Annotated in this window: 11 protein-coding genes; 4 read left to right on the plus strand and 7 right to left on the minus strand. The window is 75.2% G+C overall.

Features of this window, described 5'->3' with window-relative positions:
• Positions 1–65: 65 nt before the first annotated feature.
• Both ACIQLL_RS11315 and ACIQLL_RS11320 read left to right on the plus strand, forming a co-directional pair.
• A complete protein-coding gene (locus tag ACIQLL_RS11315) occupies positions 66–1,622 on the plus strand; it encodes a glycoside hydrolase family 1 protein (protein WP_402466870.1) in 1,557 nt (518 codons plus the stop codon).
• A gap of 14 nt (positions 1,623–1,636) precedes the next feature.
• Positions 1,637–2,650, plus strand: a complete 1,014-nt coding sequence (locus tag ACIQLL_RS11320) for a LacI family DNA-binding transcriptional regulator (protein ID WP_402466873.1) — start codon at positions 1,637–1,639, stop codon at positions 2,648–2,650.
• 204 nt (positions 2,651–2,854) lie between these two features.
• Here ACIQLL_RS11320 and ACIQLL_RS11325 read toward each other — a convergent pair whose 3' ends face one another.
• The 3 genes from ACIQLL_RS11325 to ACIQLL_RS11335 all read right to left on the minus strand — a co-directional run bounded on the left by ACIQLL_RS11325 (position 2,855) and on the right by ACIQLL_RS11335 (position 8,366).
• Positions 2,855–3,880 (minus strand): 1-acyl-sn-glycerol-3-phosphate acyltransferase, encoded by a 1,026-nt coding sequence (locus ACIQLL_RS11325; protein ID WP_402466875.1) that lies wholly within the window; start codon positions 3,878–3,880, stop codon positions 2,855–2,857.
• Positions 3,877–4,698: a patatin-like phospholipase family protein gene (locus ACIQLL_RS11330; protein WP_402466878.1), complete on the minus strand. Its 822-nt coding sequence runs from the start codon at positions 4,696–4,698 to the stop codon at positions 3,877–3,879. Before ACIQLL_RS11330 ends, ACIQLL_RS11325 begins: the two co-directional genes overlap by 4 nt.
• A 122-nt stretch (positions 4,699–4,820) precedes the next feature.
• Positions 4,821–8,366: a proline dehydrogenase family protein gene (locus ACIQLL_RS11335; RefSeq protein WP_402466880.1), complete on the minus strand. Its 3,546-nt coding sequence runs from the start codon at positions 8,364–8,366 to the stop codon at positions 4,821–4,823.
• Between the two features lie 318 nt (positions 8,367–8,684).
• Here ACIQLL_RS11335 and ACIQLL_RS11340 point away from each other — a divergent pair, with 318 nt between their 5' ends.
• Positions 8,685–9,509, plus strand: a complete 825-nt coding sequence (locus tag ACIQLL_RS11340; protein WP_402466882.1) for a putative protein N(5)-glutamine methyltransferase — start codon at positions 8,685–8,687, stop codon at positions 9,507–9,509.
• 10 nt (positions 9,510–9,519) lie between these two features.
• On the opposite strand, the gene ACIQLL_RS11345 is transcribed toward ACIQLL_RS11340, so the two are convergent.
• From ACIQLL_RS11345 to ACIQLL_RS11355, 3 genes are read right to left on the minus strand one after another with little or no spacing between them, the layout of a single operon-like run.
• Entirely contained in the window at positions 9,520–10,392 is an 873-nt protein-coding gene (locus ACIQLL_RS11345; RefSeq protein ID WP_402466885.1) for a tryptophan-rich sensory protein, read from the minus strand.
• 44 nt (positions 10,393–10,436) lie between these two features.
• Positions 10,437–11,201, minus strand: coding sequence for a hydrogen peroxide-dependent heme synthase (hemQ, locus tag ACIQLL_RS11350; protein ID WP_402466887.1), 765 nt, complete (start codon positions 11,199–11,201; stop codon positions 10,437–10,439).
• 22 nt (positions 11,202–11,223) lie between these two features.
• Complete coding sequence (locus tag ACIQLL_RS11355) at positions 11,224–12,369, minus strand: ferrochelatase (protein WP_402466890.1); 1,146 nt, start codon at positions 12,367–12,369, stop codon at positions 11,224–11,226.
• A 188-nt stretch (positions 12,370–12,557) separates the two neighbouring features.
• Between ACIQLL_RS11355 and ACIQLL_RS11360 the strand changes: the two genes are divergently transcribed.
• Positions 12,558–14,663, plus strand: coding sequence for a hypothetical protein (locus ACIQLL_RS11360; RefSeq protein WP_402466893.1), 2,106 nt, complete (start codon positions 12,558–12,560; stop codon positions 14,661–14,663).
• 49 nt (positions 14,664–14,712) lie between these two features.
• Here the strand turns inward: ACIQLL_RS11360 and ACIQLL_RS11365 are convergent, their stop codons facing one another.
• The gene (locus tag ACIQLL_RS11365) at positions 14,713–15,906 is read right to left on the minus strand and encodes a glycerate kinase (protein WP_402466895.1); all 1,194 of its coding nucleotides are present in this window, start codon (positions 15,904–15,906) and stop codon (positions 14,713–14,715) included.
• Positions 15,907–15,926 lie beyond the last annotated feature (20 nt).

Here is a 15,926-nt window from a genome sequence, read left to right on the forward strand (position 1 = left end):
CCACGTCCCCCTCGGATCGCCCGGGCCCCCGCCCGGGCGATCCCCGACACGGAAGCACGGCTGACATGACCTTGAGCACGACGGGCACCGGTGCCCGGATCGCCGCTCCGCGGACGACCGTCCCCTTCACGCCGTCGTCCCCGCTGACGGCCCCGACCCCGAACTCCACCGGCCGGGTGACCTTCCCCGACGGATTCGTCTGGGGCACCGCCACCGCGGCCTACCAGGTGGAGGGCGCGGCGTCGGAGGACGGCCGCGCGGACTCGATCTGGGACGTCTTCGCGCGCATCCCCGGTGCCGTGGTGAACGGTGACGACGGTGCGGTCGCCTGCGACCACTACCACCGGTTCCGCGAGGACGTCGCGCTGATGCGCGAGCTCAACCTGGACGCCTACCGGTTCTCGACGTCGTGGGCCCGCATCATGCCGGACGGCCGGACCCTCAACCCTGCCGGCCTCGACTTCTACTCACGGCTCGTGGACGAGCTGCTCGCCGCCGACGTCCTGCCGTGGCTCACGCTCTACCACTGGGACCTGCCGCAGGCGCTGGAGGACCGCGGCGGCTGGCCGGAGCGCGACACCGCGTACCGGTTCGCCGACTACGCCACGGCCGTGCACGACGCCCTGGGCGACCGCGTGAAGGTCTGGACCACCCTCAACGAGCCGTGGTGCTCGGCGTTCCTCGGCTACACCTCCGGCGCCCACGCACCCGGCAGGAAGTCTCCGGAGCTCGGTCTGGCGGCCGCGCACCACCTCATGCTGGGCCACGGTCTGGCGGTGGAGGCGCTGCGGGAGCGGGACCCGGAGGCCTCGCTCGGGCTGACCCTGAACTTCACCGTGTCCGACCCCGTCGACCCGACGAACCCCGCGGACGTGGACGCCGCACGGCGGGACGACGGCATGTTCAACCGCATCTTCCTCGATCCCATCCTGCGTGGCGCCTATCCGCAGGACATCCTGGACGACGTGGCACACCTCGGGTTGACGGATCACGTCCGACCGGGCGACCTCGAGATCATCTCGACCCCGATCGACGTGCTCGGCGTGAACTACTACAACGGCGGGGCCGTCGCGGCCACCCCGCAGTCCGACGGGACGCCGGAGGGCACGGCGGGGCCCGACGGCGCCCGCGAGCCGGCGACGTCGGGCCCGGTGTGGGAGACCCTCTCCCCCAACCCGGTCCCCGACGGCGTCCACCCGCACAGCCGCGGGCTGCCCACCACGGACATGGGCTGGGAGGTGCAGCCCGAAGGGCTCACCCGCCTGCTCACGCGCATCCAGCGGGACTACACGGGGCCGCGAGGGACCGCGCTCTTCGTCACCGAGAACGGCGCGGCCTACCCGGACGTGGTCGAGGCCGACGGCAGCGTGGACGACCAGGACCGCCTCGACTTCGTGGACCGGCACCTGCGTGCCGTGCGGGACGCCATCGATGCCGGCGTCGACGTGCGCGGCTACTTCGCCTGGTCCCTGATGGACAACTTCGAGTGGGCGCTGGGCTACTCGAAGCGCTTCGGCATCACCAGGGTCGACTACGAGACGCAGGAACGGACCGTCAAGGCCTCGGGCCGCTGGTACGCCGACGTCGCCGGTGACAACGCCGTCCCGGCGCGGAACGAATAGTTAGGTAACCTCCGATGGTGGTCACGAAGCACATCGCACCGACGCTGGACGACGTCGCCCGAGCGGCCGGCGTCTCCCGCTCCACGGCGTCGCGCGCGATCAACGGGGGCGACCGGGTCTCGCCCGAGGCCCAGCAGGCCGTCGACGCCGCGATCGCGCACCTCGGGTACGCCCCGAACCGCGCGGCGCGCTCGCTCGTGACCCGTCGGACCGACTCGATCGCCCTGGTGGTCCCGGAACCGGACGCCCGCATCCTGACCGACCCGTTCCTCGCGGGCGTGGTCCGAGGCGTGAGCGAGGGCCTCGGCGGCACCGACCTGCAGCTCGTGCTGCTGCTGGCCCGGCCCGGCGAACGGCCGGGGCACATCGCGCGGTACCTGAACAGCGGCCACGTCGACGGGGTCATCATCGCCTCGCACCACAAGGACGACCAGATCGAGCCGGAGCTGCGCGCCGGCACCCTGCCCGGCGTGTTCGTGGGGCGTCCCTTCGACACCGCGGGGCTGCACTACGTGGACGTGGACAACCGCGCGGGTGCACGGGTGGCGACGCAGCGGCTCATCGACCGCGGCTGCCGCACGATCGCCACTCTCACCGGCCCCCAGGACATGACGGCCACCCTCGACCGGTTCGACGGGTGGCGCCAGACGCTGACCCGGGCCGGCCTGTCGACAGCGGCCGTGGCCAACGGCGACTTCACCGTCCAGGGTGGGACCGCCGCCATGGAGAAGGTTCTCGACGAGCACCCGGACGTCGACGGCGTGTTCGCCGCGTCCGACCTCATGGCCACCGGTGCGCTCCAGGTCCTGCACGCGCGGGGGCGCCGGGTGCCCGAGGACGTCGCCGTCGTCGGGTTCGACGCCCTGGGCGCCGAGCGCACGACGCCGCGACTGACCACGGTGCTGCAGCCGGTGGTCGAGATGGTCGCCGCCGCGACGTCCTCGCTGCTCGACATGCTGGCCGGGCAGAACGTCCACCCCGAGCCCCGGATCTTCATCCCCCGCCTCGTCGAGGGTGACTCCGCCTGAGGCGAAAGTGCAGCGCAGGGTGGGGGCCGCACCCGAGCGATACTCCGGAGCGAGCGTGCGAGCCCAGGAGGATCGCGACCGAAGACACCGAGCACGGCACCCGCCCGCAGCGGAACCGCAGCCTCCGGCGGCCACAGCCCCACCTGAGGCGAAGGTGCAGCGCAGGGTGGCCGGTCACCGCACCCCTGAGGCGCCGCCGTCACCTCATCGGACCGGCGTGCGCTCGCCGATCCAGCTGTCGACGACCTGCCACTGCTCGAAGAGCCAGACCTCACCCGCCACCTCGTCCGACGGGACGGTGCCCGGTGGGTGCCACCAGCCGGCGAGCGTGATCGACTTGTCCATCGGCAGCTCGCGCCAGATGTCCCGCACCGTCACGAGGCGCTCCAGCCCGGTGTGCGCCACGACGAGCACGCCGGCAGCCGGAGCCCCCTCCATCGCGGCCTGGAACCCGCCGGCGTGGGGAGCCATGACGTTGCCCATCGCCTCGGCCCGGCGGGCGAGGTCCTCGTGGCCGGCCTCACGCAACGCGGCGATACGCCCCGTGCGCCGTCGTGCCGTGATGTTGCCGCCCTCGGGGAACAGCACGAGGGCGTCGTCCCCCGTCAGCTCCTCGGCGATCCGCCGCACGGTCTGGCGGGCACCGGCCTGCCCTTCCGGACGCCGGGTCGACGGCGTGACGAACGCCGACGGCAGCCGGTGCAGCAGGACGTCGATCGCGGGATCCCACTGCAGCGAGTCCTTGAGCACGACCGCCGGAGCCCGTCCGGTCAGGCCGAGCAGCCGGTCGAGCAGGATGAACGAGTCGCCGGGTCCCGCGTGGCGGCTGACCACCACCAGGGGCACGGCGGGCAGCGAGAACCCCGGTCCGACATCGACGGTGATGCGCAGCCGCAGCGTCCAGCGCACCTGCCAGAAGAACAGCGCGAGCATGCCGCGGGCGAGCCGCACGTGGGCGCGCCGGTACCAGGGACGCCGGGCGAAGGCGCCGAACCCGGCGGCGATCCAGAGGCCGAGCAGGGCGAGGAGCGCGGCGGCGTCCCAGACCACGTAGAACGCGATCATCCAGAGCAGACGGACCACGCGCAGCCTGCCGGGCAGCACCCAGGTCAGCGCGGCGCCCACGACCAGCGCGAACATGAGGGTGGTCGGGACCATGAGCACGGCCAGCGCCACCACGAGCGGCGCGACGACCAGTCGCCGGACCCACCACGGCGGCGGTGCGATCACGCCTGCTCCTCGAGGTAGGTGCGGGCCGCGGCGTGGGACTGCTCGATGCGTCGCCGCGTGGCGTCGAGCCGCTTGAACGCCCCGAGCTTCTCGTCCCCCGGCAGCGATCCGCCCGACGGCAGCACGTGCACCGTGACCCCGTCGGGCACGTCGTCCAGCTCGCGGAAGAACCGGTGCCGGCGCGAGATCTCGAACGTCACGCGGGCGACGTCCGCCGGCGTCCTGGGCGCGCTGAGGGGCTCCTCGATCCGACCCACCTGGAGCACGTAGATCGTCGTCGCGCCACGGCGGACCGCCTCACCGAGCGGGATGGAGTCGACCACCCCGCCGTCGACGAAGTGCTCGCCGTCGATCTCGGTGGGCGGCAGCGCCCCGGGCACGGAGGCGGACGCCTGGACGGCGTCCACCAGGGACCCGGAGTCGAACCAGTGCTCGGCCGCGCGTTCGATGCTCGCGGCCGCCACGACGAGCTGCACCCGCAGATCGGCGAACGTCCGGTGCTCGCCCAGCGTCTCGGTGATGAGGGCACGCAGCTTGGCCGGGTCGTACAGGTGGATCCGCGACCGGGCCAGGTGCCCGACCTGGCGGTACCACGGCTCGGAGTAGACGCTGGCTGCGGTGGGCGACGCCCAGGCCTCCAGCAGGCGCGGCACGACGGCGGGGGTCGGGTCGGCGGCGACCGCCGCACCGTTGATGGCCCCGATCGAGGTGCCGACCAGCAGGTCCGGCCGCACCCCGGCCTCGAAGAGCGCCTGCAGCATCCCGACGTGCACGGCACCGCGCACGCCGCCACCGCCCAGCACGAACGCGACCGTCACGGCGACATCGTCGCACGCCACCGCCCCGATCGCTGTGGGTGCACGACACGCTGCCGGGCGCTTGAGCCCGGCGGCGTGTCGTGCACCCACAGCGATCGGGGCGGCGGCAGGTCGAGCGCGCCTCAGTCGCGCAGGTGCCCGTAGCGGTGCTTCGTCCGGCTCACGGCCTGCTCGCGCAGGAACGTCAGCAGCTCGCGCCGCCCGCTGGCGAGCACGGGTCCGTCCAGCACCGTGACCGCACCGAGCCGGTCGGCGGCCGCCTCGCGCAGGCCGGGTGCACGGCCCACCACGCGGATCCGCCCCGCCACCCGGCCGTCGGCCACGGCGGCGGCGAACTCGGCGTGCGAGACGGGCACCTCGTGCGGCACGCCCCAGCCGGCGTCCGCCTCGGGGACGACGACGGTACGCACCCCGGCGCGGCGGGCTGCGGCCAGGACGCGACGCACCTCGACGGGCAGGGCGTCGTCGCCCACACGGACGGTCACCTGGTCCACCGGGCGGTAGCGGAACGTGTTCTCCTCGACGGAGAGCCCGGTCGGGTCGTGCTCGACGCCGAGCTCGCCGTCCCACGCGGCGTCGTCGGAGCGCCCGGCCCAGGCGAGCCAGCCCTCGGGGTCGTTCCCCCGCGACGGCGGCCCGCCGGCGTCGGCGGGGCTGTCCGCCCAGGCGCCGAGCTGGGCGACGTAGTTCGGGCCGCCCGCCTTGGCGCCCGGACCCACGGACGAGGCCTTCCAGCCGCCGAACGACTGTCGCTGCACGATGGCGCCGGTGATGTGCCGGTTGATGTAGGCGTTGCCGACCTCGACACCGTCGAGCCAGGTGGCGATCTCGGCGGTGTCCAGGGAGTGGATGCCGCCGGTGAGGCCGAACGACACCTGGTTCTGGAGGCTGATCGCCTCCTCGAGCGTCTCGGCGCGCAGGATGCCCAGCACCGGCCCGAACACCTCGGTGAGGTGGAAGAACGACCCGGGCGCCACGCCGTCGCGCAGGCCCGGTGACCAGAGCCGGTCGGGGTCGAGGCCCGCCGCCGTCGCGACGTCGTCCAGGCGCCGTGGTTCGACGAGCCAGCTCTCCCCCGGCTCCAGCGTGGTCAGCGCCCGGTGCAGCTTGCCGGTGGCGGGTTCGGTCAACGGGCCCATGACGGTGGACAGCGAGGTGGGCGGCCCGACGGCGAGCGAGCGGACGGCGTCGACGAGCTGGCGCCGGAACCGCTCCCCCGTGACGGTCGTCGGGTCGCCGACCGAGCCGACGAGGATCACCAGGGACGCCGCCGAGCACTTCTGCCCGGCGTGGCCGAACGCGCTGCGCACCACGTCGGCGACGGCCAGGTCGAGGTCCGCCGACGCGGTCACGACCAGGGCGTTCTTCCCGGAGGTCTCGGCCAGGACGGGCCGCTCGGGACGCCACCGGGCGAACAGCTCGGCGGTCTCGAGGGAGCCGGTGAGCACCACACGGGCCACGTCGGGGTGGGTGACGAGGTGCTGCCCGACCTCCCCGTCCGGGACCCGCAGGAGCTGCACGACGTCACGCGCGACGTCGACCGGCAACCCGATCTCCGGGGCGACGGCGGCCAGCGCGTCCTGGACCGCCCCGACCGTGAGCTCGTAGCAGCGGGGTGTCGGGGGTGCGGGCTTGGCCAGCACCGTGGACCCGGCCGCGAGCGCCGCCAGCACGCCGCCGACGGGGATGGCGACGGGGAAGTTCCAGGGCGGCGTGACGAGCGTGACGCCGTCGGGCGTGAACGTGGCGCCGTCGACGGTGTCCAGGGCCTCGGCGGCGGCCGCGTAATAGGTGGCGAAGTCGACGGCCTCGCTGACCTCGGGGTCGGTCTCCGCGACGGTCTTGCCCGCCTCGTGCACCGCGGCGGCGATCAGGTCCCCACGGCGGTCCTCGAGCCGGCGGGCGGCCTCGCGCAGCACGCGGGCGCGGCCGGCGGCGGGCACGGCGGCCCACGCCGCACGGACCTCGACGGCACGGGCGACGGCGGCGTCGACGCGCGCGGTGTCCGTGACCTCGGGCGACTGCGCCGGCACGAACCCGCTGTCCGGTCCGATCAGCCGGGTGGCCCACTCCCGGTGGGCCGCCACCGCGGGGTCGGTGTCGACGGCGTTGCGGAACGCGGCCGGGACGTCCTCGGGGCGGGCGGGGCCGTCGGAGGAGGCGTCGGACCCGAACCGCGATGCCCGTCGCGGCTCGACGTCGTCGGGCGCGGTGCGCACCCCGGCCGCCACGGAGGCCCGGAACGCGATCTCCTGCCGTTCCATGGGCGTGCCGCGCACGCCCGGGACCGCCGACGGCGGGGCGAACGAGGCGTGCAGGAAGTTCTGCTCGGCGGCGTTCTCCTCGAGACGCCGCACCAGGTAGGAGATCGCGACGTCGAAGTCCTCGCTGCGGACCACGGGCGTGTAGAGCACCACCCTGCTGCGCTGCCCGCCGTCGTCGTGGGCGGCCAGCTCGGCCTGCACGAGCCGGGCCTCGATCGGTGCCATGCCCTGCAGCATCTCGATGTCCAGGCCCTCGCCGACGTCCCGGGACCGGCTGAGCAGGATGGCGAGCGCCACGTGGAACAGGTTGTGGGAGGCGACGCCGAGACGCACGGCGGCGGTCCGCTCTGGGGTGAGGTGGTGGTCGAGGATGCGCACGTAGTTGGCGTCCACCTCGGCCTTGGTGCCGTACGGGGCGGCCGGCCAGTCGTGCAGCTCGGACTCCACGTGCTCCATGGCGAGGTTGGCGCCCTTGACGAGCCGCACCTTGATGCGTGCACCGCCGGCGGCCACCCGCCGCTGTGCCCAGGCGGTGAGCTCGTCCAGGGCACCGAGGGCGTCGGGCAGGTAGGCCTGCAGCACGATCCCGGCGGACATCTCGCGCAGGTCCTCGTGCTCCAGGACGTCGCGGAACACCGCGGCGGTCAGCGCGAGGTCCTTGTACTCCTCCATGTCGAGGTTGACGAACACGCCGTTGTCGCGCGCCGCGCGGTACAGCGGCAGCAGACGTTCCACGACCCGCCGCCGCGACCCCTCGAGGTCCCAGGTCACGAGCTGGGCTGCCACGGACGAGACCTTCACCGAGACGTAGTCGACGTCGGGGCGCTCGACCAGCGCGATGGTTCGCGCCAGGCGCGCGCGGGCCTCGTCGTCGCCCAGGACCGCCTCGCCGAGCAGGTTGACGTTGAGCGTGTACCCCTCGGCGCGGGTGCGCTCCAGGTGCGCGCCCAGGCCGCGGCCCGCGTCCGCGACCAGGTGCCCGACGAGCTGGCGCAGGCGGACCCGCGCGGCGGGCACGACGACCGAGGGCAGCACGGGTGCGACGGCGGCGCCGACCCGGAACAGCGTGCGGTCGACCGGCGACAGGAACGACGCCGCACCGGCGTCGCGCCCGAGCCGGGCCAGGGCCTTGGCCGCCACACGTGCGTCCTGGGGCCGGGCGACGTCGTCCACGAACCCGACGGCGAGGTCGAGCCCCGCAGGATCGGCCACGAGGTCTCCGAGACGTTCGGCGGTCGCGCGCGTGCGGCGGTCGGCGCGGGTGGCGCCGGCGGAGTCCTCGGCAGCGGCGATCCAGGAGTGCGCCAGCGCGACCGCGTCCTCGACCAGGGTCCGGGTGTCGACGAGGTCGGGCCGGGGGTCGTCCCGGTGCCCGGCGCCCCGTGCGAAGGTGTGCGTGCTCATGTCCCCAGGGTGCGCCTCCTGCACGCCGCGCGTCTTGTACAGAAGGCGCCCGGACGCCACGACCTTTCGACAAGGCTCCCGCGACGCCACGGGCTACCGTGGGCGCGGGGCCCGTCCGGGACCTGATCCGGCCGGGTCGACGCCGGTCCGCTCTGCGAGGAGGAATGCGGTGACCACGACGTCGGTGCCGGCCCGGTGCGGCGGCCTCCCGCCGCGCGACGCGCCGGTCGTCGGGGTACGGCGTGCGGCCGGAGCCCCCGAGATCCGCGGGCTGCACCCCTGACCCCCGAGGAGCGGCGCACCGCACCGCACCCGGCGGTGCTCGCGACCCGCCTGCGGGCAGCCGGGTGCGTGTTCGCCGAGGAGGAGGCGGCGCTGCTGCTGGCCGCGGAACCCGCCGACGCCGCGGCGCTGGAGGCGCTCATCGCGCGGCGGGTCGCCGGTGAGCCGTTGGAGCACCTGCTCGGCACCGTGGAGCTGGCCGGGCGCCGGTGGTCGGTGGGGCCGGGAGTGTTCGTGCCGCGGCGGCGCAGCGAGCTGATGGTCCGCACGGCGCTGGAGCTGCGCCGTGACCGCTCCGGCGTCGGCCCGCGTCCGCTACCGGCTCCGACGTCGGTGGTCGACCTGTGCTGCGGGTGCGGCGCGGTCGGCGGGTCGGTCGTGCTCGGGCTGCGCGCTCTGCCCGGGGCCGGGGACGTGCGGCTGCACGCCGTCGACGTCGAGGCGGCCGCCGCCGTCCACGCCCGGCGCAACCTGGAACCCCTGGGCGGCGTCGTGCTCCGGGGCGACCTGTTCGACCCGCTGCCCGAGGCGCTGCGCGGGGGCGTCGACCTGCTGCTGTGCCACGCGCCGTACGTGCCGACGGCGGCGATCGCCACGATGCCGCCCGAGGCGCGCGACCACGAGCCCCGGGTCGCCCTGGACGGCGGCGCGGACGGGCTCGACGTGCTGCGGCGGGTCCTGGCCGGCGCGCCGGCATGGTTGGCTCCGGGAGGCGCGCTGCTCTTCGAGGTGGCCACGGCACAGGTCGACCCGGCCCGTGCGGAGGTCGTCGCCGTCGGCCTCGACGCGAGGGTGGTCGAGGACGACGAGCTCGGGGCCACGGTCGTCGTCGCCGCGGACCGCCGGCTCCCGGGCACCTGAGCCGCGCGGGTCAGAGCGCCGCGCGGGGACCCGCCTCACGGCGGCGGACCAGCACCACGAGGATCGGACCCAGCACCGCGATCGCGGCGGCCGTGCCCGCCGCGAAGGCCACGCCCGAGTCCATCAGCTCCCCCTGGGCCCGGGCGACGGCGATCCAGCCCAGCCCCCAGCCGGCCGCCAGGCCCACCGGCACCGCGACGGCGGGGCGGGGCGCGGCGGCCACGGCGATCGCCACGACGAGCACGGCGGCGACGACGGCGAGCACGATCCCCCACCCCGTCGCGCCGAGCACGAGGTCGCCGGCGCCCGCGTCCGCGAGGGTCGCTGCGACGTCCGCGATCGTGGCGACGCACACCCAGCCGAGGTACAGGCCGACCGGCACGTCCGTGGCGGCCGCGTCGAGCCACCGCGTCGGCTGTTGCCGGACCAGCCGGACCAGCACCACGCTCAGGACCACGACCAGCAACGCGATGACCACCACGCTCAGCCGGAGCAGGCCGAGCTGGACGACCCCGATCCACGCCGCGTTGAGCAGCATGGACACCAGGATCCACCAGGCCACCGACCGCATCCGGGGATCGGCGGCGCGCCCCGGCAGCGCCTGGACCACGGCGAACAGCACCAGGCCCGCGTAGATCACCGACCAGATCGAGAACGCCGGCGTGCCCGGGGCGACGACGGTCGCGTCGGCGGCGAGCGCCCCGCCGGCCGCCTCGGCGATCGGCTGCCCGCCGAACGCCCCGGAGCCCACGGCGGCACCGAGGATCGCGAGCAGGGCGCCGAGGGCGACGACGGTCTGCCGCACCCGGTCGGCCGCCGTCGGGTCCGGGAGGACCCCCTGGGGCGATTCCCTGCCGGCGGTCGGTCGATCCGAGGGGCTCATGGCCCCAGCATGTCAAACATCAGCTGCTGAGCACCCGGCGGCGGTCACGCCCGCGGCCGCGCCTCGACCCAGTCGCCCAGGGTGGTGCGCGGTCCGGTGAAGAACGGCACCTCCTCGCGCACGTGCCGTCGCGCCTCGGTGGCCCGCAGCTCGCGCATGAGGTCCACGATGCGGTGCAGCTCGTCGGCCTCGAACGCGAGCAACCACTCGTAGTCGCTCAGCGCGAAGGTGCTCATCGTGTTGGCGCGCACGTCCGCGTACCCGGCGGCCGCGATGCCGTGGTCGCGCAGCATGGTGCGGCGCTCGGCGTCGGGCAGCAGGTACCACTCGTAGGACCGCACGAAGGGGTACACGCACAGGTAGTCGCGCGGCTGCTCACCGGCGAGGAACGCCGGGACGTGCCCGCGGTTGAACTCCGCGGCGCGGTGGAGCGCCACCACGGACCAGACGGGCGCCAGCGTCGCGCCCAGGCGGGAGGCCAGCAGCCTGCGGTAGGCCCCCTGGACCGCCTCGACGCTCGGACCGTGCGTCCAGACCATCAGATCGGCGTCGGCGCGCAGGCCGGAGACGTCGTACACGCCGCGCACGACGACGTCGCCGTCGGTGCGGGCGGCGTCGCGGACGTCGTCGGGCGCCCCGTCCCACAGCGCGTCGGCCGCCCCGGCCGCCACCGCGGCGCGTTCGGCGTCGTCGGCGGGCAGCGGACCCGCCGTCGAGAACACCGAGATCATGGCGTAGCGGATCGAGGAGTTGATCGACTCGGCGTCGACCGTCTCGCCGGTGTCGCCGTGGATGTGGTGGTCGGTCACGTCGCTCTCCTTCGTGGTTCGCTCAGCGGTACAGGTCGCGCGAGCACAGTGCCGGGACGCCGCTCGGCTCTCCGTCCCGCCGCAGGCAGCAGTCCACCTCGCACACCGAGCGGAACGCCGGGAGGTCTCCCACCGTCTCCTCGGCGACCTCCTCGCCGCGGGCCAGCGCAGCACGCTCGAGCAGGAGGTCCACCAGCCCGGCGACGAACGGTGCGCGCGTGCCGACCGTCCCGGCGCGGACGGCCGTCATCCCGAGCTCGGTGGCGGTGGCCATCGCCTCGGTGTCGAGGTCGTAGGCGACCTCCATGTGGTCCGAGACGAACCCGATGGGGGACATCACCACGTCCCGCAGGCCCTGCCCGGCGCGCTCGGTCAGGAGGTCGTTGACGTCGGGCTCCAGCCAGGGCTGGGTCGGCGGGCCGGAACGGGAGCAGTAGGCGAGCTCCCACTCGACGGCGTGACCGCGCCGGCGGGCCACCTCGGCGGCGACCACCGCGGCGACGTCGAGGTGCTGGGCCGAGTAGGTGGCCTGCGACACCTCGGACGCGGCCTCCATGGTGTCCGGGATCGAGTGCGTGACGAACACGAGCTTCGCGTCGGCCGGGCTGCCGCCCTTCGCCGCCAGCTCCTCGTAGGCGTCGGCGACGGCGTCGACGTTGGCCTGCACGAACCCGGGGTGGTTGAAGTACGAGCGGATCTTGTCGAACCGCACCCCCGTGGACCCGTCCGGTCCGAGCTGGCCGCGACGCTCGAGGGTCACCGCGAGGTCCTCGCGGTACTGCCGGCACCCGGAGTACGAGGAGTACGCCGAGGTCACCAGCGCGACGGCGCGCTCGGCCCCGAGCTTCTCCAGCTCGTCGATCGCGTCGGTGGTGTACGGCTCCCAGTTGCGGTTGCCCCACACGACCGGGAGCTCGATCCCCCGGGACGCGAGCTCGGCCTCGAGCGCCGCCTGCAGCGCGAGGTTCTGGTCGTTGATGGGGCTCTTGCCGCCGAACCCGTAGTAGTGCTCGCCGACCTGCTCGAGGCGGGAGTCCGGGATGCCCTTGCCGGCCGTCACGTTCCGCAGGAACGGGACCACGTCCTCCGGTCGGTTCGGACCTCCGAAGGAGTACAGGAGCAGCGCGTCGTACGGCCGGGTGTCGGCCGACCGGGGGGTCATCGGCATGGCACTCATCCTCGCACCGCGGGGGACGGCGGGCGGCCCGCCGAGCCCCGCGGTGGACGTGACATCGAACGGACGCGGTGTCAGGTCCCACGACGGCGGCGTCGCGGCGCCGCGCTCAAATGTCACGGTCAGGTCACGATCGCAGGTAGGCTCAGGAGACCCCGGCAACGACAGCGCAAGGAGGCACCGTGGCACCCGTCCGCACCGCCCCCGGCGCTCCCGCTGCTCCCGCTGCTCCCGCTGCTCCCGGCGGGACCCGGCACCACGCGCCGTCCGCCGTCGGTCACGTCCACGACGAGGGTGATGCCGAGGCGCTCGCCGCCCGGCTCCAGGACCCCGGGCGCTCCTGGCCGGTCGCGGTCGTCTCGACCGCCCGCGGCCGCCGCCGCCCCTACGTCGACGCCGACCGCTTGCTGGACGAGGTGCGCGGACTCGCCGAGGTCGTCGTGATCCGCACCGGCGAGGCCTCGTGGGCCTTCTCCCGCGCCATGCCGCAGGGCACCCAGGTCTACGGCGGAGCCTCCCGCGTCTATCCCGTCGGGCTGGGATGGGTCCACCACCTCGACCGTTCGCCCCTGTGGTTCGCCGACGACGACGCCGAGGGTGCCCGCACCCGCGAACGGCTCGTCCAGGACGCCCTCACCGCGGCCGCCGGCGCGGGGCTGGCGGCCACCACCACGCCCTCCGCACCGGCGGACGTCCGGGCCGTGGTGCTCGGCGTCGTCGGCACGCGCGCCCTGGTGCGCACCGAGGAGGGATCGACGGCGCACGTCGCCCAGGAGCTGACCCTGCCGACCGTGCCCGTCGATCGGTTGCTCGCCGCCGACATGACGGTCCAGGGCGTCCTCGACCGCGCCTCCCAACGGCTCGACGTGCGCGCCATGCTGCCCGACGCCACGGCGCAGGCCGCGCTGGTGCGCGACGCCTACCCGGTCGACGCCGTGGTGCCCGTCCAGGTCCAGGACGTCCGCGCCGACGAGGTGGTCCTCGCCCTGGCCCCCGAAGTCCTCGTCCGGGTCGGCCGTGCCGCCGCCTCGGGCGGCTCGCTGGACGACCTCTGCGACCTGTTCTCAGTCGGCGAGGTCGTCGCCGCACGGATGCTCGATCCCCGGCCCGTCCCGGGACCGGCCGGCGCCACCCGCCCCGACCTGCGCCTCGACGACGTCGACGACGCAGCCTGCGTGCTGCCCGCGCTCAGCCTGCTCGCCGGGGGGCCGGCCTGGTTGCCCCGGCCCAGCGTCGGCGCCGGCTCCGCGTCGTCGCCCGACGCACCCGATACGCCCGATGCACCCGATGCACCCGGTGCGCCCGACGCGTCGGGGCGGCCCGGCGCCGGTGCGGTGCCACCGACCCCGGCCGACCTCGTGCGGCGCGGCGACGCCACGACGTCGCCCGCCCCGCCGTCGCCGGGTCCGTCGCGCCCGGACCCGGCCGCGCCCGGGCAGGCCACGCCCGGGCAGGCCACGCCCGGGCAGGCCACTCCACCCGGTCCGGCGCCCCGCCGGTCCGGCCCCAAACCTGGTCCCGGTCTCCGGCGCGCGGTCCCCCCGCCCGGCCACGAGGATCCCGCGGGGCACGCCGCGCTCCCGGAACGCGCGGCCGAGGACCCGACCCGCGCACGGCACCGGGCGCTGGTCAACCAGCTCGAGCTGACGGTGCACGAGCAACGCGCCCGGGCCGACGCGGCCGAGGCTCGCGTGCTCGAGCTGCGCGCGGCGGTCCGCGGGCTCGAGGCCGAGACCGCCGGGCTCCGCGACCTCGCCCGTGAGCAGCAGGACCGGATCGACCGGCTCCAGCGCGACGTCGAGCGGCACAAGCGCAGCGTCCGCATCGCCAAGAAGGAACGCCGGCGGGACGTGGAACCGGCGCCGGCGCACCGTCGGCTCTTCGTGGACCCCGTCGACCAGCTGCGGTACGACGTCCGGCGCACCTGGGCGGAGCTCGTCGACGCCGAGGAGAAGGACGAGTACCCGCTGCCCGAGTTCGTCGTCGGGCCCGAGTTCTGCGACACCCTCGCGGGGACCGGCCGTGGGCTCGAGGAGAAGGTGCACCGGGCCGTGGTCCTGGTGCTCGTCGGCCGGGCGCAGGACGTCGCCGGCTACGAGCTGCACCGGCTGCGCCGCGGGGACGGCGGCGGAGACCCCTACCGCGTCCGCGAGTCGGACGGCGCTCAGGCCATGCGCCTGTCCCTGCAGGTCAGCTCGCCGCAGGCGCGCCGGCTGCACTACTGGGTGCTGCCGGGCGGTGGGGTGGAGCTGTCGCGCGTGGTGCTCCACGACGACGTCGAGCCCTGATCTCAGGACGCGGCGTCCCGCCGCAGGAGCGTCGACGGCTCGTCGACGGCTACCGGGAGGCGAGCACCAGGTTCGTCACCGACGCGGCGAGGTCGGCCAGACGCACCGCCGTCCGGCCGAGCAGCTCGTCCAGGCCGATCGGACCGGGCGCGATCGAGAAGGCGGCCGCGATACCCGCGGCGCGCACCTGGTCGGCCGGCAGCAGGACCTGCCCCGCCAGCACCACGACCGGGGGGCGGGCCGGCGAGGCGGCCGCGAGGCGCGCCACGCCGTCGGCGACCTTGCCGCGCACCGACTGGGAGTCGAACGACCCTTCACCGGTGAGCACGAGCGTCGCGTCGGCCAGGGCCGCCGGCAGCCCGAGCGCCTCGGCCACGAGCGCCGCCCCGTGCTCGAGCTCGGCGCCGACCAGCGCCGCGAGCGCGGCGGGCACGCCACCGGCGGCGCCCGCCCCCGGCAGCTCGCGCACCCGGACTCCCGACTCCCGCTCCAGGACGCCGGCCCACCGGGCGAGCGCCTCGTCGAGGAACGCGACCTCACCCGGTCCGGCGCCCTTCTGGGGCGCGAACACGGTCGCCGACCCCAGCTCGCCGACGAGCGGGTTGGTGACGTCCACGGCGAGCCGCCAGCGGACCTCGCGGGCACGGGCGTGCAGCCCGGACAGGTCGAGCGCGGCCACGGAGGCCAGGCCCTCGCCGCCGTCGGGCACCGGCTCGCCGTCGGCGTCGAGCAGTCGCGCTCCGAGCCCGGTCAGGATGCCGGCTCCGCCGTCGGTGGAGGCGGACCCCCCGAGACAGACGAGGACTTCCTCGACCCCGGCGTCCAGCACCGCGGCGGCGACCTCGCCCGTGCCACGGGTGTGGGCGTGCAACGGCTGGAGCGGGACGTCGCTGACGGCCGGCAGGCCGCTGGCCTCGGCGAGCTCGACGACGCCGGTCCGGCCGTCGGGCGAGGTGGCCCAGCGGGCGGTGGTGGGCCGGCCGACGGCGTCGACCGTGACCGTCCGGTGGACCGGCGTCCGCCAGGCGGTGAGCAGCGCGTCCAGCGTGCCCTCACCGCCGTCGGCCATGGCCAGGCACGTCACCCTGGCCTCCGGTGCGGCGGCCAGGACGCCCTCCCGGACGGCGGCCGCGACGTCGGGAGCGGCCAGGCTCCCCTTGAAGGAGTCGGGGACGACGACGACGTGCGGGACGTCGGCGGTGGGGGCGGCGGCGCGGGGTCCGGCGGGCGTCGGCGAGGTCACGCGCCGAGGATATCGGCCCC

This window comes from Isoptericola aurantiacus, assembly GCF_044769875.1.
Lineage (GTDB): Bacteria > Actinomycetota > Actinomycetes > Actinomycetales > Cellulomonadaceae > Isoptericola > Isoptericola aurantiacus.